The sequence below is a fragment of the Tenacibaculum sp. SM2510 genome (assembly GCF_057002845.1).
In genome coordinates, this window is sequence record NZ_CP192703.1 from 854266 (window position 1) to 876237 (window position 21972).

At 29.3% G+C, this 21972-nt stretch carries 17 protein-coding genes; 13 read left to right on the forward strand and 4 right to left on the reverse strand.

Annotated elements, in window-relative coordinates:
* Positions 1–17 precede the first annotated feature (17 nt).
* A complete protein-coding gene (locus tag ACQ629_RS03785) occupies positions 18–1103 on the reverse strand; it encodes an HmuY family protein (RefSeq protein ID WP_483706616.1) in 1086 nt (361 codons plus the stop codon).
* An 11-nt stretch (positions 1104–1114) separates the two neighbouring features.
* Positions 1115–3241: a TonB-dependent receptor plug domain-containing protein gene (locus ACQ629_RS03790; protein WP_483706617.1), complete on the reverse strand. Its 2127-nt coding sequence runs from the start codon at positions 3239–3241 to the stop codon at positions 1115–1117.
* Between the two features lie 101 nt (positions 3242–3342).
* On the opposite strand from ACQ629_RS03790, the gene ACQ629_RS03795 reads away from it, so the two are divergent.
* The 8 genes from ACQ629_RS03795 to ACQ629_RS03830 all read left to right on the forward strand — a co-directional run bounded on the left by ACQ629_RS03795 (position 3343) and on the right by ACQ629_RS03830 (position 14936).
* Positions 3343–4248 carry a DUF6607 family protein gene (locus tag ACQ629_RS03795; protein WP_483706618.1) on the forward strand — a complete coding sequence of 302 codons (906 nt, stop codon included), beginning with the start codon at positions 3343–3345 and terminating at the stop codon, positions 4246–4248.
* Between the two features lie 5 nt (positions 4249–4253).
* Entirely contained in the window at positions 4254–5738 is a 1485-nt protein-coding gene (locus ACQ629_RS03800) for an ankyrin repeat domain-containing protein (protein ID WP_483706619.1), read from the forward strand.
* 25 nt (positions 5739–5763) lie between these two features.
* Entirely contained in the window at positions 5764–6237 is a 474-nt protein-coding gene (locus ACQ629_RS03805; protein ID WP_483706620.1) for a DUF2271 domain-containing protein, read from the forward strand.
* 18 nt (positions 6238–6255) lie between these two features.
* Positions 6256–8430 carry a PepSY domain-containing protein gene (locus ACQ629_RS03810; protein WP_483706621.1) on the forward strand — a complete coding sequence of 725 codons (2175 nt, stop codon included), beginning with the start codon at positions 6256–6258 and terminating at the stop codon, positions 8428–8430.
* 277 nt (positions 8431–8707) lie between these two features.
* Complete coding sequence (locus ACQ629_RS03815) at positions 8708–9208, forward strand: GbsR/MarR family transcriptional regulator (RefSeq protein ID WP_483706622.1); 501 nt, start codon at positions 8708–8710, stop codon at positions 9206–9208.
* A gap of 11 nt (positions 9209–9219) precedes the next feature.
* Positions 9220–10350 (forward strand): efflux RND transporter periplasmic adaptor subunit, encoded by a 1131-nt coding sequence (locus ACQ629_RS03820; RefSeq protein ID WP_483706623.1) that lies wholly within the window; start codon positions 9220–9222, stop codon positions 10348–10350.
* Positions 10351–10372: 22 nt separating this feature from the next.
* Positions 10373–13510: an efflux RND transporter permease subunit gene (locus ACQ629_RS03825; RefSeq protein ID WP_483706624.1), complete on the forward strand. Its 3138-nt coding sequence runs from the start codon at positions 10373–10375 to the stop codon at positions 13508–13510.
* A 4-nt stretch (positions 13511–13514) separates the two neighbouring features.
* Positions 13515–14936 carry an efflux transporter outer membrane subunit gene (locus ACQ629_RS03830; RefSeq protein WP_483706625.1) on the forward strand — a complete coding sequence of 474 codons (1422 nt, stop codon included), beginning with the start codon at positions 13515–13517 and terminating at the stop codon, positions 14934–14936.
* Between the two features lie 547 nt (positions 14937–15483).
* Here the strand turns inward: ACQ629_RS03830 and ACQ629_RS03835 are convergent.
* The gene (locus tag ACQ629_RS03835; RefSeq protein WP_483706626.1) at positions 15484–16014 is read right to left on the reverse strand and encodes a hypothetical protein; all 531 of its coding nucleotides are present in this window, start codon (positions 16012–16014) and stop codon (positions 15484–15486) included.
* Positions 16015–16268: 254 nt separating this feature from the next.
* On the opposite strand from ACQ629_RS03835, the gene ACQ629_RS03840 reads away from it, so the two are divergent.
* The 5 genes from ACQ629_RS03840 to ACQ629_RS03860 all read left to right on the forward strand — a co-directional run bounded on the left by ACQ629_RS03840 (position 16269) and on the right by ACQ629_RS03860 (position 21095).
* Positions 16269–16484, forward strand: a complete 216-nt coding sequence (locus ACQ629_RS03840) for a hypothetical protein (RefSeq protein WP_218773421.1) — start codon at positions 16269–16271, stop codon at positions 16482–16484.
* 27 nt (positions 16485–16511) lie between these two features.
* Entirely contained in the window at positions 16512–17597 is a 1086-nt protein-coding gene (locus ACQ629_RS03845; protein WP_483706627.1) for a hypothetical protein, read from the forward strand.
* Between the two features lie 107 nt (positions 17598–17704).
* Entirely contained in the window at positions 17705–19696 is a 1992-nt protein-coding gene (locus ACQ629_RS03850; RefSeq protein WP_483706628.1) for a sensor histidine kinase, read from the forward strand.
* A gap of 1 nt (position 19697) precedes the next feature.
* Positions 19698–20447, forward strand: a complete 750-nt coding sequence (locus tag ACQ629_RS03855) for a LytR/AlgR family response regulator transcription factor (RefSeq protein ID WP_483706629.1) — start codon at positions 19698–19700, stop codon at positions 20445–20447.
* 90 nt (positions 20448–20537) lie between these two features.
* Positions 20538–21095 carry a YqgE/AlgH family protein gene (locus ACQ629_RS03860; RefSeq protein WP_483706630.1) on the forward strand — a complete coding sequence of 186 codons (558 nt, stop codon included), beginning with the start codon at positions 20538–20540 and terminating at the stop codon, positions 21093–21095.
* Here ACQ629_RS03860 and ACQ629_RS03865 read toward each other — a convergent pair.
* A complete protein-coding gene (locus ACQ629_RS03865) occupies positions 21092–21922 on the reverse strand; it encodes an aminotransferase class IV (protein ID WP_483706631.1) in 831 nt (276 codons plus the stop codon). The genes ACQ629_RS03860 and ACQ629_RS03865 overlap by 4 nt on opposite strands.
* Between the last annotated feature and the right edge of the window lie 50 nt (positions 21923–21972).

The following is a 21972-nucleotide window of genomic DNA, read 5'->3' on the forward strand; positions in this document are numbered from 1 at the left end:
AAATGTAAGCACTTTTTTTACTCTAATAAACTATAAACAAACTTCGGATAACCACGTTCACCTGCTTCATTTGTTAATGCTAAAAATTGTAACTTATATAAATTACCTGCGGTATCATTTATTATATAGAATACATTTTCTTTTAAAGAAGGTAAGCTTCCTGGTCCTCCTCCATTTCTCCAGCTACTACCAATACTACGTTGGTCGTTTGTGAAATTACCAAAAACAACATCTGTTAATACAAAGTCATCATATGTAAAAGCATCTACGTTTACATCGACCTTATAAACTCTTGCATCTGACTTTGTATTATTTACAACAAAATCTGAATAGCCATAAGAACCAAAACCTGGAATTTCATTTGTAAAAACAGAGAAGTTTAAATCCCAATCTGTTTTTTCAGGTTCTACATTTACTATTCCTTCAGTATTAAAACTAAAAAAGTTAAAATTATACTTACTATCTTTAGATATAACAATCTCTTGATGAGTTGTAGCATCTAAATCTGCAAATTGAAGCACGTAATCATTATTATTATTTAGCACTCTAATTTTTTTCCATCCTCTTAAATCACCCGAAATATTAACACTTCCTGTTGTTGCTGTTCCCGTTCCGACTTCGTATCCTAAATTCACTAAATACACTTTATTATTTGCTTCTATGTTAGAAACCTCAGCAATTGCTGTTTTAGTAATATCGCCATCTGGTGCATCTACATATACTGTATTTTCAGAACTAAAAGTACCAACTGCTACTTTTGGTTGTAAATCTACTACTTCTGTAGATGTTGAAGTTATAACGTCTATATCAGTTGTTGATAATTCGGCTACTGCCATATATATAGACCCATTAATTACAACTCTAAAATCGTTACCAGAATAAAAACCTAAATCCCAAGAATCTCTTTTTACAACCGTAGTTGTTTTTGTGCTTAAATCTAAATACACTTGATTTTGTTCGTTTGATCCTCCAACTTCTGGAGTAATCGTTGCTCCTTTAATTACTACTTTAATTGGTTCTAATGGTAAATCGCTTTCGCTACTACAGCTTCCTAATAAAAATACAGTGGCGATTAAAATGAATGTTAAAAACTTGTTTATCATGATTATTAATTTTAAAAATTGAGGTTATATAATAGTTTTAAATAGTATGATCTTCCGTAACCCAATAAAAGTGAGTTATTATTTGATGAATGCACAGCTCCTGAGTTTGAATTACTAATGTTTACGTTAGTAACATCAAATAAGTTTCTTGCTCCTAGTGTTGTTTGTATTTTGTTATTAAAAAAAGATTTTTTTATTGAAGCATCTAACCACTGATAAGCACTTGTGGCTGATTTCGAAAATATAGAATTACCATCAACATCTGTTCCTGATGCAACGTAATTTTGTCGCTTACCGTTGTGCTTTAACAATACTGTAATAGCTGTTTTCCATTTTTTAATTTGATAAGTAGCACTTGTATTTAATTGAAAAGAATACAAGTAGTCATTTTTAGCATTTTCTTCGTTATTCGCAACTCTAGAAATACCTTGCACTGTACCTCCTAAATTAAAAGCCCAGTTATCCGTTTTAATACTATTTTCAGTTGTAATTCCCCACAGTTTGTATGCATCAATATTTATATATTGATATTTTAAAGGCGAACTATTTACAATTGCTAAATCTATTTTATCACTTACATTAATGTAGCTTAACTTTATAGTATTTAATAAAGATTTGTTTTTAAACCAACTATGTTTTTTAAAATTTACAGAAGCTGAATACCCATTTTCTGGTTTTAAATTTTCGTTACCTCTAACGTCATGATTAGAATCTACAAAATAATAGTAGAGCTCTTCAAAATTGGGTGTTCTATAAGACGTTCCTACATTACCTCGTAACTCAAAACCTTTTTTCATTAAATATCTTACACTTAAAGAAGTAAGTAGTTTAGAGTTAAACAATGAACTATATTCATATCGCATACCTGGTCGTAGCATAAAATTATCAGAAACATTTATTTCAGACGAACCAAATACAGCATAATTATTTTGCTTTTTTTCTTTATCTTGTTGTGTTACATCACCTGATGCTTGCGTATCAAAACCACTTATAAAATGTGTTTCATAGCCTAATTGAAAATTATAAAAATCATTTTTTATAATATTGTTTATTGTTCCTTTAGAAAAGAAAACTTTACTTGATTGTTGTAATTCATCCCTTTCATTTGTTTTCTCTCCGCCTAGTATATAATAATTAAACTCGTTTAAATAACGCTTTTGAGTTTGGTAGGACAATGAAACATTATAATTAGCACCTGAATTTAATTTACCGCTTATATTTAAATTATTTACAAACCTATTAGAAGTAAAAACTCTATCGGTTGCTGACGGATTACTAGTTTGTGATCCTGTATCTATATTCACTCTTACAGCTGCATCATAGTAGTTTATAAGTTCATTAAAATACTCGAACTTATACAATAGTTTAAAATTTTCTATTCTATAATTTAACAAGGCATTTGTACTTACTTGTGTTTTTGGCAACCAATCGTATCCTCGTAATTTGTCGTTTTTATAATAATCTCGCCCCTGTTTATTATTATAGAATCCGGCAAACTGATTACGGTTAAAACCTGTTCTTACAAACCAATTTTGATTGAAATTATGAGAAATATTAACTGCTTGTATATGCCTTCCTTCATCAAACAAAGCATACTCATCACTAACTGTTTCTTCTTGTAAAGACGCTTTAATATTCCATTTACTATTTATTGATTTTTTTGTAATTATGTTAATTACTCCAGATACAGCATTAGCACCATACTCTACTCCCATTGCTCCTTCTACAATTTCTATACGATCAACATCATCTAAATTTACTTGTGTTAAATCAATATTATTTCCCAATCCGTTATCACTAACTAAAGGAACATTATCGATAAGAATATTAAAGTATTGAGAATCTAATCCAAAAAAAGAAATTGTTGATTTTCCTGTTTGAGAGCTAGGTATAATTGTTAGGTTTAAATTAAAATTAAGTAAGTCTGCTAAATTGTTAGCTGCTTGTTTATCTATCTGTTCTCTCTTAATTACTGTTACATTATAAACCGATTTCCTTATAGATTGAGGGTTATACTGCCCCGTAACTACAACCTCATCTAATTTAACAGAAGCAATAGAGTCTTGCTTTTGTTCTTGACCAGAAGCAACTAAAGATATTAGTAAAAGGAATCCTGTAAATTTACTATCTAGAAACATTCTTAATAATTTTCGACAAATATATCTATTATTCTTAATCAATCTAAATAAAATTTATATTTTTGTCAAAAAAATTAATTCAACTAAAAATAAATCATAAAATGAAAAAAGTATTATTAGGAAGCATGCTATTATTATCTGCTTTAACAATAAATGCTCAAAGTAAAAAAGCAAAAGACAAAGCAGCTATAAAAAAAATGTGTGGCTGTTTTGAAGTGACTTTTAATTTTGCTGAAACTTTTAATAACAGTAAAGATTCTTTATACAAACCTTCAAAAACAAAAATTGCAAAAGGTTTAGAATGGGCTGAGTTAATAAAGGATGATAAAAACAATATATCAATTCAGCATTTATTGCAAGTAGGTAATCCTGCTAGCCCTCATATTGTAAAACATTGGCGACAAGATTGGGCATATCAAAATCAAGATCTTTATATGTATAACGGAGATAACAATTGGTTATATGAAAACAAATCAAAAGCAGATGTAAGAAAACAATGGACACAAAAAGTCTATCAAGTAGATGATAGTCCTCGTTATGAAGGTTCTGGAACGTGGGTTCATATTGATGGAAAAAGTTATTGGGAAAACACAACAGATGCGCCTTTACCTCGTAGAGAATATACAAAACGAAGCGACTATAATATAACTGAAAGAGGAAACCGTCATGAAATTACAAATTATGGTTGGGTACATGATCAAGACAACAAAAAAATAATTAGAAAAACAAACACTAAAGATATTGTATTAGCGTATGAAAAAGGCTATAATACTTATGTTAAAGTTGCTGACAATAAATGTAAAGCATCGCAAGATTGGTGGAAAAAAAACACCAACAAATGGCAATTAGTTAGACGTAAATGGGATGAAGTTTATGAAAGAAACATCAATCTTTCTCTAGAGAAAAAAGTGGACAACAAACCATTATATAAACATTTATTTTCAGACCAAATAACCGAGCAACAACAAATAGAAAAAACCATAGAATCTTTCGTTAAAAACAAATAAAACACATGAAAAAATTACAATTTACATTTATACTTGTTTTCATTGCAAGTATGCTACAAGCACAAACAAAAAACGTTTTTTTAGATCGTGATTTCTGGAAAACAAAACCAACTGTTGCTATTATTGATCAAAAAATAAAAGAAAACAACAATCCTAGCGCATTAACATCTAATGGATTTGATGCTGTTGTCAATGCAATTTTAGCAGAAACACCAAATAGTACCATAAAACACCTTCTTAAACAAAAAGGTAATGATGTAAATAAGCTAACACACGATAAAAGAACTTACGTTTTTTGGGCTGCTTATAAAGGAAATTTAGAATTAGTTAAACATCTTATTGATAATAAAGCGCGACTAGATTTAAAAGATTCTCATAATTTTTCACCGTTAACTTTTGCTGCGGCAGCAGGGCAAACCAACACAAAAATATACGATGTACTAATTAAAAACGGTATCGATATTAAAAATGATGTAAACGAAAATGGTGCTAATGCGTTGTTACTAGTAATTTCTAATTTAAAAGATTTCGCCTTGGTTGATTATTTTACTTCAAAAGGATTATCTCTTACTAGTTTAGATAATGATGGTAACGGAGCGTTTAATTATGCTGCCAAAAATGGTAATAAAAAAATAGCTGAATTATTATTAAAAAAAGGAATTCCATATAAAAACCTAAATAAAAATGGTGGAAATGCATTTTTGTTAGCTTCAAGAGGCTCTAGAAGTGGTTACAATTCTTTAGATTTTTTTAAATATTTAGAAAACTTAAGCATCAACCCTAACATAACTAATAACGAAGGTAAAAATCTTATTCATAATTTAGCTTATGGAAATAAAGACATCGCTACTTTAAATTACTTTATATCAAAAGGAATAGCTATTAATAAAGCTGATGTTAATGGAAATACTCCCTTAGTAAATGCATCTAGAAGAAACTCTTTAGAGGTAATTAAGCTATTAGCTTCAAAAACTAAAAACATTAATCACTCTAATAAAGAAGGAAAATCTGCCCTTACAAATAGCTTAAGCAACAGTTTAGAGGTTGTTAAATTTTTATTAGAAAAAGGAGCCAAAACTACTATTGTTGACGCCAAAGGTAATAACCTTAACTATTACTTATTTAAAACTTTCAATGCTAAAAAAACAGCAGAATTTCAACAAAAATTACGTCTTTTAAAAACTAAAGGTTTAAATGTTGAAGAGATACAAAAAGACGGAAATACGTTATTTCATCTAGCTGTTAAAAAACAAAGTATTGCTATGCTAAATTTTATAGCTGATTATAAAATTGATATCAATGCTAAAAACAAAAAAGGATTATCAGCATTACAGGAAGCTGTTTTAATTGCTAAAAATCATAAAATCATAAAACATTTACTTAGCAAAGGAGCAGATAAAAATGTAAAAACAGATTTTGATGAAACTTTATATGATTTAGCTAAAGAAAATGAAAACCTAAAAAACACCGATATCAGTTTTTTAAAATAAACACAAGTAATTAAACATAAATAACATGAAAAAAACACTTATAATTTTATTCTTGGCTTTCGGAACGATGGCTTTTACCACTTCTGATGATGCTACTTATAAATGTATGATTCAATTAAAAAATTATACAGGCGAAGGTGCTTACATTACAGTTTCTTTATTAAACCCAGATGGCGAATATGAAAAAACGCTATATGTACAAGGTGATGATGAAGATTGGTATTCGGATATAACAGAATGGTGGAAGTTTCAAGGTACAAAAAGAGCCGATATAGATGCGATAACAGGAGCTACTGTTAGTGGAGGTAATAGAACTATTAGTATTCTTAAAATTCCGGAAAGCAAATTAAATAAAGGTTATAAAATTAGATTTGAATCTGCCGTAGAAGATCAAGAATATTATAAAGATGATGTTGAATTTGAACTTACTACAGAAAACGTAAAAACCAAGGTTGAAGGAAAAGGATTTATACGTTACATCCGCATGATTCCGCAATAATTAGTAAAATAATATTTAATGAAATTAACTACTTCTGTTTGGAGGTATAGCCATTTAACACTGGCTATATCTTCATCTATTTTTATACTTATTGCTGCTGTAACCGGTATAATTTTAAGTTTCGAACCGATATCTAATCAATTAAAACCGTATGCAATAGCTACTGATAATGTTTCTATATCTCAAACAATTTCTTCTTTAAAAAAAGAGTACAAAGAGGTAATTACTCTAGATGTTAATGAACATAATTTTGTTACCGCTGCCGTAATTACCAAAAACGGAAAAATTGAAACGTTTTACATTAATCCTATTACAGGTAAAAAAATAAGTAGTGTTGTTTCTAAAGCAACTATTTTTAAATGGACAACCAATTTACATCGTTCTTTATTTTTAAAATCTACCGGTCGTTTTTTAGTTGGGTTTTTCTCTTTCCTACTATTGCTAATTACTATTACAGGAAGCATTCTTATCATTAAAAGGCAAGGCGGAATTATACGTTTCTTCACTAAAGTTGTTAAGGAAGGTTTTAATCAATATTATCACGTAATTATTGGTCGATTTACCTTAATTCCTATATTAATAATTACAGTAACCGCTGTATACTTATCTCTAGAAAAATTTTCTCTTTTACCAGAAAACAACATTAAGCATACTTTTGATTTTTCAGCGATTTCTTCGGATAAAAAAATTGCCGCTGAGGAGTTTTCAATCTTTAAAAATATTCAATTAAATGAAGTTAAAAGTATTGAATTTCCTTTTTCTGACGATGCCGAAGATTATTTTTTTTTAAAATTAAAAACCAAAGAATTGATTATTCATCAATATTCTGGTGAAATTATTAGTGCAAAAAAATTACATTCAACACAAATACTGTCCGATTGGAGTTTGTTTTTACATACCGGTCGTGGCACTATTATTTGGTCAATAATGCTACTTTTATCCTGTCTTGCTATTTTATTTTTCATCTATTCTGGTTTTGCAATGACGTTAGAAAGAAAACGTAAAAGTTCATTACCTAAGAACAAGTTTAAAAAAGAAAATTCAGAAATTATTATATTAGTTGGCTCAGAAACAGGCAGTACTTTTAGTATTGCGTCTTCTTTATATGATGCTTTAATTACTGATAAAAAATCAGTTTTTATAGACCATTTAAAGAACTACACATATTATAATAAAGCCACCCAATTAATTGTTTTGACGGCAACTTATGGCGAAGGACAACCTCCTTCAAATGCAAATAACTTCTTAACATTAGCAGAAAAAATTAAACAGCCAAATCCCATAAACTATGCTGTAGTTGGTTTTGGCTCATTAGCATATCCTGAATATTGCAAGTTTGCTATTGAAATTGATAACGTATTAAAAAAGGAAAAGCACTTCTCTCCTACTTTACCTCTTTATAAAATTAACAATCAAAATTTTAATGATTTTAAAACCTGGGGAATACAATGGGGTCAAAAAACAAATATCGACTTACAACTAAAACAAAAACTAGTTAAACCTAAAAAGCAGCAAGCTTTTTCGGTAATAAACACTACTGAATTAAATACAGATGCTTCTTTTTTAATCCGTTTAAGACCTCTTAAAAAAATGCGCTTTTCATCGGGTGATTTACTAGCTATCACTCCTAAAAATGATAACGTTAAACGCTTATATTCTATAGGTAAAATTGATAAGGATATTTTATTAAGTATAAAAAAACACGAATTAGGTGTTTGTTCAAATTTACTTTTCAACCTTAAAACAGCAAATACTTTACTTGCTAGAATTGAAAAAAATAAAGAATTTCATTTCTCTAAAAATTCACGAAACACAATTCTAATAGCCAATGGAACAGGTATTGCTCCTTTTTTAGGAATGTTACACAATCCTTTAAAAACTCATTTATTTTGGGGGGCAAGAACTAAAGAATCTTTAAAGATGTATGCTCCGTTTTTAACAAATTTAAATGAAGAAAATATTCATATTACTTACTCGCAAGAGCAAAATAAAGAATATGTACAAGATCTTATTTTAAAAGAACAAGCCTTAATTGCATCAACATTAAAAAATAATGGAACAATTATGATTTGTGGCTCTATTAGTATGATGAATGGTGTTTTAACTATTTTAGAAAAAATTTCTTTAAATAAATTAAATACTCCGTTAAGTACTTTTCTAAAAGCAAATCAAATTAAAACTGATTGTTACTAAGCAACAACCTGTTTTAAATATATTTCTATAATTTATTTTTACTTCTAATTAATACATGAATAATTCCCTTAAAGAGAAGGCTTGAAAATTTAAATATAATAGCTTCGATATTTTAATAATTCAGATCTAAATTACTTAGTTATAAATAACATTTATGATGCAATAAATTCAAACTTCGTATTGTTCGGTTTGTTCCGAACTAATACATTATCTTTGCATAGAAATTAACTGTAAAGTGATATTTACTTTCAAAAAACAGTTTTCATAAAATTAAATAATGAAAGAAATCTGCCAAGAAAAAATGCGATTAGTAGAAAAACTAGGTGTGCATTTAGAAAACAGAGAAAAGCTAGCTCCTGTAGCTGCTCGTATTTTAGCTTATATAATTCTTACCGGCAAAAAAGGAACCACTTTTGAGGAAATGGTAACGATTCTTTGCGCTAGTAAGAGTACTATTTCTACCCATCTTAATCACTTACAAGATTTACACAAAATAACATATTTCACAAAAACAGGTGATCGCAAAAAATACTTTATCATTAATAAAGATTCTGTTTTACAACATATAGACAATCTTATCGGCGAATGGCAAGAAGTAAAAGAACTGCACTTAGAGATCAAAGAATATAAAAACACCATAAACAATCATAAAATTGATAAAAAAGATGAAAAATTTGATTTAAATTTTCATAATGATTATATAAAATTTATAGACGGAGCAACTGCTTCAATAGAAGAATTAAGAACAAAATTAATAGACCAAAAGTTCGATTTATAAAACTACCCAAAATGAAAAACAATAAATTATATACCATATTAACGCTAAGTGTATTCTTCGCAATTGTGAGTTGTGGAAGCGACAAGCAAAACAAATCAACTGTAACTGCAACACCACTGCCCTTTCCTGTATCTCAACTACAAACTAAAACAGTAACGGGTTACACCGATTACCCAGCAACTATAGAAGGAATAGTAAATAGTGATGTACGAGCAAAAACAGCTGGATATATAGAAAAAGTATATGTAGACGAAGGTCAAAAAGTACGTAAAGGACAAAGGCTTTTTAAATTAGAAACACAGTCGTTAAGTCAAGATGCAGGTGCTGCAAAAGCTCGTGTTAATGTAGCTCAGGTTGAAGTTGATAAATTAATTCCTCTTGTAGAAAAAAATATCATTAGCGCAGTACAATTAGAAACTGCAAAAGCAAACTTAGCACAAGCAAAAGCAAATTTAAGCGGTGTTTCTGCTAACATTGGTTATGCAACTATTAAAAGTCCTATAGATGGTTATGTAGGAGCTATTAATTTTAGAGAAGGAGCCTTAATTAGCCCAAGCGACGCAAAACCATTAACAAGAGTTAGTGAAATTGATCAAGTATATGCTTTCTTTAGTTTTAATGAAGCGCAATACATAGATCATTTACAGCGCTCTGAAGGTCAAAACAAAGCAGAACGTATTAAAAATTCTCCCGATTTAACTTTGATTCTAGCTAACGGAAAAGAATATTCAGAAAAAGGACGTATTCAAACTAGTACAGGTCAGATTAATCAAAATACAGGTACAATCAAAATTAGAGCTTCTTTTAACAATCCAAAAGAAATTTTAACCAACGGTAACAGTGGAAAAATAAGATTTCCTATAGAATATAAAAATGCAATTGTTGTACCTCAAACGGCTACTTTTGAGCAACAAGGGAACATCATGATATTTAAACTTGGTAAAAACAATAAAGTAGAAACGTCAATTTTAAAAATAAAAGGAACAGTAGATAATCTATATGTTGTTGCCTCTGGTGTAGATGCTAATGACAAAATTATCATCTCTGGAATAGGAAAATTAAAAAACGGTATGACAATCTCGCCAGAAGAAACATCTTTTAAGGATGCCATTGCGCCTATCGCCACTTTATTCAGAAATTAAATAACAACCAAACATATTAGTCATGTTAAAAACATTTATTGAAAGACCCGTTCTTTCGACAGTAATCTCTATTATTATAGTGTTGCTAGGAGTTATTAGTATAACTAGCTTACCGATAGAAGAATATCCTGATATTGCACCACCAACAATAAAGGTAATTGCCAACTATACAGGTGCAAATGCAGAAACCGTATTAGAGAGTGTAATCGTTCCTATAGAAGAACAAATTAACGGTGTAGAAGGAATGACTTACATTACCTCTACAGCATCAAACAACGGTACAGCAGAAATTACCGTATATTTTAATCAAGAAATTGATGCTGATATTGCTGCAGTAAACGTGCAAAATCGTGTATCAAGAGCAACACCTTTATTGCCGCAAGAAGTAATACAAACAGGTATTACAACGCAGAAGCAAGAAACGAGTGCGTTAATGTTTATTTCTATGTATTCTGAAAGCGACAATTACGATGCTACTTTTATTCAGAACTACTTAAAAATTAACGTTATTCCGGCAATGCAACGTATTAGTGGTGTTGGTGATGTTAGTGTTTTCTCACAGCAAGATTATGCTATGCGTATTTGGTTAAATCCAGAAAAATTAGCCTCTTACAACTTAATACCTTCAGATATTTCTGTGGCGATTGCAGAACAAAATTTAGAAGCAGCAGCAGGATCTTTAGGTCAGAATAATGGGGAATCATTTTCTTACACATTAACTTATAGTGGTCGTTTTAAAGACGAAGCTCAATACAGCGACATTGTTATTAAAGCTTTAGGTAACGGAGAGTTTTTACGTTTAAAAGATGTTGCTACTATTGAGTTAGATGCGCAATCGTATGCATCAAACGCAATGAGTAAAGGAAATCCCGCTGTTTTTATGGGGATTTTTCAAACCAAAGGATCTAACGCTCAAGAAATTATTGAAAATATTAAAGTTACTTTAGAACAAGTAAAAGCAGATCTTCCTGAAGGTTTAGATGTATTTGTTCCTTATGACACCAGTTTATTCTTAAATGCTTCAATCGATAAAGTAATTACAACATTACTAGAAGCCTTTTTACTAGTATTCTTAGTCGTATTTATTTTCTTACAAGACTTCCGTTCTACATTAATCCCTGCTATTGCGGTTCCTGTTTCAATTATTGGTACATTCTTTTTCTTAAATGTATTTGGCTACTCAATTAACTTATTAACGCTATTCGCTTTAGTTCTTGCTATTGGTATTGTGGTAGATGATGCTATTGTTGTTGTAGAAGCCGTTCATGCTAAAATGGATGAAGGTGAAAAAGATGCTAAAAAGGCAACTCTAACTGCCATGAATGAAATTTCAGGAGCTATTATATCTATTACTTTAGTAATGGCAGCTGTATTTATTCCTGTAACTTTTGTAACAGGACCAACAGGTGTGTTTTATGAGCAATTTGGTGTTACTTTAATTATAGCAATTCTAATTTCTGCTGTAAACGCCTTAACCTTAAGTCCGGCTTTATGTGCTTTATTATTAAAAACACATAAAGAAGATGAAGAATTAAAAGGTAAAAGCCCTTTAAAACGTTTTTATACATTATTTAATCGCGGGTTTAGTGCTACTGTAGAGCGCTATGGTAAATCATTACAATTTTTATACAAAAGAAAATTCGTCTCTGTTTTATTATTAATTATTGCAGTAGTTGGAATCTTTTGGGCTTCATCTACAACTCCAACAGGATTTGTTCCGGGTGAAGATAGAGGTATTATTTTTGCAAATATCGAATTACCACCAGGAGCATCTTTAGACAGAACAGATGCAGTATCTAGAAAATTATACGATAAAATTGAAGGTTTAGAAGGAGTTGTAGCGGTTAACTTTATTAAAGGTAGAAGTTTAATTAGTGGAGCTGGTAGTAACTTTGGTTTTGGAATTATAAAACTAGAAGATTGGGCAGATCGAACAGATCCTTCTCTTTCATCACAAGCCATCACTGGAAAATTATTTGGTGTAGCCGCAGGAATTCCTGATGCTAATATTATTTTCTTTTCACCACCAAGTATACGTGGTTTTGGTAACTCATCTGGTTTCGAAATAAACTTATTAGATAAGTTTGGTGGAGAATTTAAAGATTTAGATAAAACAAATAAAGACTTCTCGATGGCCTTAATGAGTCACCCAGAAATCAAATACGCAACTTCAGCTTTTAACACAAATTATCCTCAATATGAAATGGAGGTAAATGTGCCTTTAGCGAAAGAAAAAGGAGTTTCGGTTACAAGTATATTTTCAACACTACAAGGTTATATTGGTGGAATTTATGCTTCTGATTTTTCTAGATTCGGAAAACAATTTAGAGTTTATATTCAAGCCTTACCAGAAGACAGAGCAGATAAAGATGCTTTAAATAGCATGTATGTACGAACAGAATCTGGCGAAATGACTCCTATTACACAGTTTGTAAAATTAAAACGTGTATATGGACCACAATCAGTTACGCGTTTTAACTTATTTAATTCTACCATGATTTCTGGAGCTACTAATGACGGATTTAGTACAGGAGATGCGATTAGAGTTATTGAAGAAGAAGCTGCAAAATTACCAAGTAATTATTCTGTTGCATACTCTGGTTTAACACGTGAAGAAGTTAATGCAGGTAACCAAACAGCTTTTATCTTTGCATTAAGTATTTTGTTTGTGTATTTCTTATTAAGTGCACAATACGAAAGTTACTTATTACCTTTTGCTGTAGTATTGTCATTACCTTTTGGTGTATTTGGAGCCTATATAAGCACTAAGTTCTTAGGGTTAGAAAATAATATTTATTTCCAAATTGCTCTGATTATGCTTATTGGACTACTCGCCAAAAACGCCATACTTATTGTAGAATTTGCTTTAGCCAGAAGAAGAAATGGCGAAAGTATTGTTGATGCAGCAATTAATGGCGCAAAATCACGTCTACGTCCAATTTTAATGACCTCTTTTGCTTTTATTTTAGGGTTAATGCCACTAGCATTAGCCAAAGGTGTTGGGTCTGAAGGAAACAACTCTATTGGATCTGGTGCCGCAGGAGGAATGTTAATTGGTACTATTTTAGGAGTCTTTGTTATTCCTATCTTATTCATACTATTCCAATGGTTACAAGAAAAAGTTTCGGGTAAACCAGCAATACAAACTATTGAAGACTAAAAAAATGAAACGTAATAAAACATATAAAAATCTTAGCAAAGGAGCCTTAATACTAATTGTAGTATTAACACTACAAAGTTGTTTTGTGGCTAAAGATTACGCCAGACCAGATTTAAATACTGAAACGGAAGCACTTTACAGAACAGATAATTTACCAGCAGATAGTATTTCTATTGCAAATATATCTTGGAAAATATTATTTAAAGACCAATATCTTCAGCAATATATAGAAGAGGGGTTACAAAACAACATAGATATTCGTATTGCTTTACAACAAATAATAGCTGCACAATCTTACGCCAAACAAGGTAAGGCTGGTTATTTTCCATCTGCAAGTATAGGTACAAAATGGACGCATCAAGATCAATCTAAAAACACACAATTTGGTGCTTTTTTAAGTGAAAGATCTACAGATCAGTTTGATTTAACCGCTAACTTATCTTGGGAAGCAGATATTTGGGGTAAAATAAGAAGTAATAAAAGAGCAACGCAAGCAGCATACTTAAAAAGTGTAGCAGGACATCAAGCTGTAAAAACCCAGTTAATTTCTAGTATAGCAAACACATACTATAACTTACTTGCTTTAGATGCTCAATTAGAAATTACAAAACAAAGCATAGCTACAAGAAAAAGTAGTGTAACAACTATTAAAGCCTTAAAAGATGCTGGTCAGGTAACACAAGTTGCTGTCGATCAAAATATAGCACAATACAATAATGCAAAAGCATTACAAATAGATATTGAAATTGCTATATTTAAAACAGAAAATACCTTAAGTATTTTTTTAGGTAAAGCACCGAAAAGTTTTAAAAGAAGCACGCTTGATATTCAAAAAATAGAACAAGATATTGTATTAGGAGTACCAGCTACTTTACTTAGCAACAGGCCCGATGTAATGGCTGCCGAATATAACTTAATACAATCATTTGAGTTAACTAACGTAGCAAAAAGCAACCTATACCCTTCATTAACATTAACAGCTTCAGGAGGGTTTCAAAGTTTAGAATTAGGTAATCTATTAAATGCTAATTCACTATTTTCTAACATTGTTGGAGGCTTAACACAAGCTCTTTTTAATCAAAGAAAGTTAAAAACTCAAAAAGAAGTTACCATTGCACAGCAAGAACAATCTTTACTTCAGTTTAAAAAGACTTTATTAATAGCAGGTACAGAAGTATCTAATGCGCTATTTAGTTACGAGTCTGAGGTTAAGAAATTCGAATTCAGAAGAAATGAAGTTGAAGCTTTACGCACAGCTGAAGCGAACTCTGAAGAATTACTTAAAAATGGTTATGCTAACTATTTAGATTTATTAACCGCAAGACAAAGTGCCTTAAGTGCAGAACTTAATATTATTGACAGTCAACTACAACAACTAGTGTCTGTTGTTGATTTATATGAAGCACTTGGTGGCGGATGGAGATAAATTAATGGCTCGTATAAAATGATTACCAAAGCTCAGTTGCTAGAATTCGCTATCTCTAAATTTACCCAATTTGGCAGTAAACACGTGACTTTAGACGATTTATAAAGTGAGCTTGGAATATCAAAAAAAACAATTTATTCTTTTTTCAAAAACAAAGAAGACTTAGTAACTTCTAGTCTAGAAAGCTTATTAAACAAATATAAAAACGACATAAATAAGATCATTAACAATAACCATGATGATCCTATTTTATGTGTCGTATTAATTTATAAAAGAGGGTTTGAGTATTTAAAATACTTTAAACCCTCTTTTCTTTTTGGCTTAAATAAATACTCCCCAAAAGCAAGTACCTTGTTTGACGTATTTATTGAAGAATTACCCAATAAAAAACTACAATATACTTCTGGTGATTTATTAGTAATTACTCCGAAATGTGACAATATTGAACGTTTATATTCTGTAGATAAAATTGAGAATGATATTTTATTAAGAACTCTACCCTCAGTTTATAATAATTGTATAGTTTATTTGATTAAATATGATTAGACTAACAATTAACTAAATCATTATATATTTTCCCTAATATTTTATTTAAGTTATTTTTTCTCTTTAATAACATATGGTTGCTATATATATTATTTTTTAAATCTTCTTTATTATTATCAATGTTTATTCTAATTTTAACCTCTCCATTTCTTTCTGTAAATGAAAGAAAAAGTAAATTAATTCTATCTAATTTATTTACATCTCTATAATCAATAGCTACTTTTGAATGTGCCATATAGTTTCTTATTTTCTTCAGGTAATCTAGATCAGATCTAACGCTGTCAGTCGTATCGATAAATACTTTTTTTTTATGAAGAGAATTGAATAAGTTAATTTTTTTTTCAAAGGTTAATGTATCAGAAAACAAATATTTTTCTATACTTTCTTTTACTTCTTTAGTTTCTCCTAAAAAATTAATCAAAATTTTTGAAATTAAAAACTCAGTATTAATTGCAATGTTAAGTATTTCCGTTCTAAACTTATTTGATTGTTTTTCTTTTTCGTCAAAAAAAATATCTTTCTCGTTTATCATTTCTTTTATAAATTATAATTGTTACATTTTATATAAAAATACAAGAAATAATTAAAGAGATTACTTATGTTAAAAATAAGTTATTAAACATATAAAAAATAACACTTTATTAGTTGTTTTCTAGTTTTAATGAAGACCCTTTGCTTATAATATTTTCCTTTTTTAACGAATTCTAATTTATCTACTACGAATTCTAATTAGCTTAAAATTACTCCTTACTTCCTTCCTACTTTTGATCATATAAAACAACAATTATGTGGTCAAACAACAATTACTCATCAGTATTAAAAATGTATTTAAGCAAATATAATAGCTTAAAACTACAAATAAACAACAACGGATTAATAGCTTCTGTTGAGAAGCAAAAAAATGGTCAATGGATTAGTGACAGGAACTTGCCAAACATTTTAAATAAATTATCTACAAATTTTAATTTAGAAAAAAATGTAACCATCATTTTACAACAATAATAAATAATAACCTTAAAAATAAAACCTATGAAACAACACATTTTAAAAGTAGGAATAGTAATGGGATTACTACTACTAATCGGAACATTTACAAGCTGTGATGAAACAAAAAAAAGCAACACACAAGAGTTGGGAAACATTGCTAAAAAAGAAGAAACGGTAAACAAAATTAATTTAAACTCAAGAGAACCAATTGTATTTATTGCAGGTTATGATAAAAGCGATAGTAAGTTTTATGATAGTGCTAGAGTTTATTTTAAAGACAAAAAATACCGTGTTATAAATGAGGAATATTCTTTAGAAGAAATAATTACGTGGATGAATAAAAACGCTACTGAAAATCCGTACGGCGATATTCATATTGTTAACTATAGTAACCCTTTTAAAGGTATGCATCTTGAAACGGTTGTAAACGGAGAAAAAATTACAACAGAATCTTTACAAAAAAGTATTTCTAAAGGGAATTTACCTACTCTAAAAAAGGGAATTAATATAAATACTAAAATTGTATTTCATTCAAACGGCTTAGGTAAAAACGAAGCACTTTTAAATAGTTTAAAACAAGCTTTTTCTACGAATGAAGTTCCGCAAGTTGTAGCTTCACCTTACTTTAATGTATTCGGAGGCGAGTTTACGAATCACTATTTAGCAGAACCATACTACGTATTTTATCCGACAGCAAATTCACCAGGAAAAGTAGATTTATCAAAAGAAATTGCTAAAAAATATCCGAAGGAAAGAGACATAGATTGGTTTGCTGCTTTAACAAACGAAAGAGAGCGTTACATAGGCGAGCCATATACAAAACAGTTTAGTGTACCTGTAAGTTTAGAAGTTGATTATTTACACTCAGATGAAGAAATTCCAACTTTTGTAATGCAAGAAGAATTAATGGATTTTATTGCTAATGATGAAGATTTAATGAAAGACATGGATAAGTTAAATATTCCTGTTGAAAAATTTAGATGGACCTATAAAATAAAAGATAGTAAATTACTTATTAAAGGAAAAACATCTGTGCTATGTGTATTAAAGCCACTTACAAAACCTTTTGGCGATTTAGAACACATTAAACCCGACACTAATAATAAGCGCTTATACGCTATGAAATAATTTAATATAGGGGAACGTCATCGCTAATAAAGTAGCTGTATTTATCTTAAAAAGATTACTTCTTATACTTTATCGCGATGACGTTTAAATTGGTTAAGTTTGTTACTATGAAGTTACTTAAATATTTATTTATTTTTATTTTTTCATCAACTGTTACAAATACATTTACACAGTTAAACACGCTAAAAAACTACAATTTAAATGATGGGTTACCTAGTTTAACTATTACTGATATTACACAAGATGAAATTGGTTATTTATGGTTTACTACTAATAAAGGAATCTCTCGTTTTGACGGTTATGAATTTATAAACTTTAGTGAAAAAGACGGATTAATAACTGATAAAACAACAGTTGTTACTGCTACAAAAAACGCTCTTTATATTGGTAGTAATAACGGATTAAGCATTAAAAGTAATAATATATTTAGTTCTTTTGATGAAAAAAAAATCAACTGTATACTAACTACAAGTCATGGTACTTTTTTAGGCACAAATAAAGGTATATTAAGAGTTCGTGAGGATTTCCTTTCTAATATTCGAACTAATTTTCAGATTGATTTAAACATAATAAACGATTTAAAGTTTGATGGTTCTTTTTATTGGATTGCAACCAACAAAGGTTTATGGAAATTAGATAAATTAATTAACCCGACTCTTTTAAAAAGAATAGATTTAGGTAATTACACTTCTATTATCTTTCATAAAAAAAAGACTGTTGCAGCTACTTATAACAACGGAATTAAATTAATTAATAACGACCAGGATCAGACAATTACAAGCTCTTTAAAAAACATAATTGATATTAAGTTTATTAACAATCAATTTTGGATTATTTCCCAAAACGACGGAATTGAAATACTTAATGAGAATTTGAACTTCGAAAAAAACATCAATAAATACAATACATTAACAACAAATAAAATAAATACTGTTTTTCAGGATCAGCAAAAAAATATTTGGATTGCCACAAAAAACAAAGGTGTATATAAATTAAAAGGAAAGAATGCTACAGAAAAAAACCCTGTAATTACCTTTCAAAATATTGACGTAGTTTACAAACCGCTAGACAGCATTGATATTAACAATTATCAAAAAACATTACAATTAAAACCTACTAAAAACCATATTTCATTTACTTATAAAACGGTTAATATTAACAATCCGAAAGATGTTTTATACCGCTATAAATTAAATGATGAATTTAGTAATTGGACTTCTAAAAACACCGTTGATTTACCTTATTTAAATTACGGAAACTATACTTTTACAGTACAATCTAAAAGCGCTAAAAAAATAAGCAAACCAATACATTTTCAATTCTTTATTGATACACCTATTTATGAAAGAAGCTGGTTTATATGGACAAGTATCTCTTTAATACTCTTTTTTTTAACGGTGATAACTCTACTTTATATTCGGAAAATTAAAGCTAAAAATAAAGCTAAAGTTAAAAAACTACAGTTAGAAAATCATTTATTATCGCTAGAGCAAAAAGCCTTGCAGTTACAAATGAATCCGCATTTTATTTTTAATGTTTTAAACGGGATTAAAGCTTTAGGTACTGCCGGAAAATCAGCAAATCTCAATACAACAATAAGTAAATTCGCAACGCTGTTACGTGGAATTCTACATAATTCTAGACAAGAAGAAATTAGTTTAACCGAAGAAATATCAGTCTTAAAAAACTATATAGAGCTAGAACAACAGATGAGTTCAAATACTTTTAAATATGAAATCATTACCGATTTAAAACTAGATCCTGAAGAAATATTAATTCCGCCAATGCTAATTCAGCCTTTTGTTGAAAACAGTATTAAACATGCTTTTAAAACAACATCAGAAGGTAAAATTACGATTGATTTCTCTATTAAAAATCAGTTTTTAATATGTACTATTATTGATAACGGTATAGGAATCCATCAATCAAAAAAAGACACCAACGCTAGTTCTCATAATTCAGTTGCTATTAAAATCACTGAAGAACGTATTAGATCTTTATCTAAAAAAAGTTTTTTTAATATTGATGAAATCACCTATAAAAATGAGATAACCGGAACAAAAGTGTCTTTTAGAATCCCTTTAAAAACTGATTTTTAACATGAGTAAATTAACTGCTATTATTGTTGATGACATGCCATCTGCTTTAGAAATGTTACAAAACGACATTTTAAACAACTACAAAGAAATAGAAATAATCGGTACAGCGAAAAGTGTTGTAGAAGCATCAATATTATTAAGAAAAAAACAGCCTGATATTTTATTTTTAGATATTATGCTTGGTGACGGCACTGGTTTTGATGTTCTTGAGATTCACCCTAATTTATCATCAAAAATAATTTTTGTTACCGCAAGTGATGAGCACGCTATTAAAGCTTTTAAGTTCGCTGCAATCGATTATATATTAAAACCATATACCAACGAAGATTTATCTAACGCTATTAATAAAGCTAAAACTCAAATTAAACCCGATAAAGAACAATTAAGTGTGCTACAAGAATCTATAAAACAACCTAATTTACGCCCAAAAAAGATTTCATTAAGCACTTCTGATAAAATTATTGTTGTAAGTTTAGATGATATTGTTCGTTGTAAGTCCGATAATAATTATACCGAGTTCTTTTTAGTCGATAATCAAAAAATTTTAGTTGGTAAAACACTTAAGTACTTTGCAGACATGTTAAAAGAGTTTGAATTTATTAGAGTACATCAAAGCCACTTAATTAACATACAGCATATCAAAGAGTTCATTAAGTCTGATGGAGGATATTTAGTGTTAAAAAACAAAATTACGATACCTGTTTCTGTTAGAAAACGCAACGAAGTTGTTCATATTTTAGAAAAAATGTAAACTTTTTTAATTATTTAGTATATATTTCAACAACTATGTTAAATTTTTATTAAAATTTTACCTATTTTAGTAATATAAATAACTAAATATATGGTTGCACTTAAACCCGAAAAAGGCAGATTATTAATTGCAGAGCCTACTATTTTAAATGATAGTTCTTTTAAACGAACCATTATTTTATTAACAGAGTATACACTAAAGAGTTCAGTTGGCTTTATACTAAACAGGCCTTTAAATTACGTCCTCAGTGACTTAGTACCAGAGATAGATTGTAATTTTAAAATATATCAAGGCGGGCCTGTAGAACAAGATAATTTATATTTTATACATAAAGTACCTGATTTGATACCGAATAGCATTGAAGTAGCAAATGGTATATATTGGGGAGGTAACTTTGACCTTTTGAAAGAAATTTTAATAGAAAAAAAATTAAAATCAACCGACATACGTTTCTTTCTAGGGTATTCTGGTTGGGAAACAGATCAATTAGAAGAAGAATTAAAAACCGATTCTTGGTTTATCTCTGAAAATGATTATACAAATATCTTAAAAACCAACGATAAAATTTTGTGGAAAGAAAAACTTCTTCAAAGAGGTGGCAAGTATAAAATATGGGCTAATGCGCCAAGTGATATTCAAATGAATTAACCAGTTATTGTTAATAACTTTAGACTACTTTTTATTTTATTGGTTATAGCTGATATAAATTCTTTCTTACGGTAATTAGTAACCGATTGAATACCTATAATCGCATTAGTAATAAAAACCTCATCTGCTTTTTGTAACTCGAATGGAGAAATTGTAGTTTCTTCAATAGTATATTCTGGATTTTTCTCTAGAATTTCAATTACTTTCTTTCTTACAATTCCCTTTATACATCCTTCTGTTAAAGCCGGAGTTTTTATTACGTTATCTTTTATTATAAAAATATTTCCGTTGGTTGCTTCAACAACCCCTTTTCTTTCATTTAATAATATACAATTGTCTAAATCATTTTCATCTGCAAAAATAGCAGACAATGTATTTAGCATTCTGTTAGAAGTTTTTATAGTTGATAACAACCCTGAATAGTTATAAAAATCTTTATATAAGTCTACTTTATAGCTAGATTTCTCCACATAACTAAACTCAGATGCTTCTATTAAATAATCAATTTCGTTAGACTTCGGATTATACAGCCCTCCATCTTTTCGATAAACAGTTAATCGAACTCTGTAATTGTTTGCCTTCGCAAGTTCTTTTGTAGTTTTTAAAATTTCTTCTTGTAAGAACTCTAACGTAAACTCCATTGGTATTTTCATACGCAGCATTCTCATTGACGCCATTAACCTAAAATAATGATCCTCAAAAAAAACAACTTTAGTGTTAAGTACTCTTACCGTTTCAAAAATAGCATCACCATATTTAAAGGCCCTATTATTATTAGATAATTGTAACTCTTTTTCTGATATTATTTTCCCGTTAAAATTTAGCATCTTTCAAAAAATTTGATTGCAAATTTACAGCTTAGGTAATTAGCAGCCAT

Excerpts from the sequence above, each read along its gene's own strand:
- ACQ629_RS03860 (WP_483706630.1), top strand. The coding sequence starts at position 20,538 with ATGGTTGCACTTAAACCCGAAAAAGGCAGATTATTAATTGCAGAGCCT.
- ACQ629_RS03855 (WP_483706629.1), top strand. The coding sequence starts at position 19,698 with ATGAGTAAATTAACTGCTATTATTGTTGATGACATGCCATCTGCTTTA.
- ACQ629_RS03785 (WP_483706616.1), bottom strand. The coding sequence starts at position 1,103 with ATGATAAACAAGTTTTTAACATTCATTTTAATCGCCACTGTATTTTTA.
- ACQ629_RS03830 (WP_483706625.1), top strand. The coding sequence starts at position 13,515 with ATGAAACGTAATAAAACATATAAAAATCTTAGCAAAGGAGCCTTAATA.
- ACQ629_RS03850 (WP_483706628.1), top strand. The coding sequence starts at position 17,705 with ATGAAGTTACTTAAATATTTATTTATTTTTATTTTTTCATCAACTGTT.
- ACQ629_RS03825 (WP_483706624.1), top strand. The coding sequence starts at position 10,373 with ATGTTAAAAACATTTATTGAAAGACCCGTTCTTTCGACAGTAATCTCT.
- ACQ629_RS03845 (WP_483706627.1), top strand. The coding sequence starts at position 16,512 with ATGAAACAACACATTTTAAAAGTAGGAATAGTAATGGGATTACTACTA.
- ACQ629_RS03800 (WP_483706619.1), top strand. The coding sequence starts at position 4,254 with ATGAAAAAATTACAATTTACATTTATACTTGTTTTCATTGCAAGTATG.
- ACQ629_RS03805 (WP_483706620.1), top strand. The coding sequence starts at position 5,764 with ATGAAAAAAACACTTATAATTTTATTCTTGGCTTTCGGAACGATGGCT.
- ACQ629_RS03835 (WP_483706626.1), bottom strand. The coding sequence starts at position 16,014 with ATGATAAACGAGAAAGATATTTTTTTTGACGAAAAAGAAAAACAATCA.
- ACQ629_RS03790 (WP_483706617.1), bottom strand. The coding sequence starts at position 3,241 with ATGTTTCTAGATAGTAAATTTACAGGATTCCTTTTACTAATATCTTTA.
- ACQ629_RS03865 (WP_483706631.1), bottom strand. The coding sequence starts at position 21,922 with ATGCTAAATTTTAACGGGAAAATAATATCAGAAAAAGAGTTACAATTA.
- ACQ629_RS03840 (WP_218773421.1), top strand. The coding sequence starts at position 16,269 with ATGTGGTCAAACAACAATTACTCATCAGTATTAAAAATGTATTTAAGC.
- ACQ629_RS03820 (WP_483706623.1), top strand. The coding sequence starts at position 9,220 with ATGAAAAACAATAAATTATATACCATATTAACGCTAAGTGTATTCTTC.
- ACQ629_RS03795 (WP_483706618.1), top strand. The coding sequence starts at position 3,343 with ATGAAAAAAGTATTATTAGGAAGCATGCTATTATTATCTGCTTTAACA.
- ACQ629_RS03815 (WP_483706622.1), top strand. The coding sequence starts at position 8,708 with ATGAAAGAAATCTGCCAAGAAAAAATGCGATTAGTAGAAAAACTAGGT.
- ACQ629_RS03810 (WP_483706621.1), top strand. The coding sequence starts at position 6,256 with ATGAAATTAACTACTTCTGTTTGGAGGTATAGCCATTTAACACTGGCT.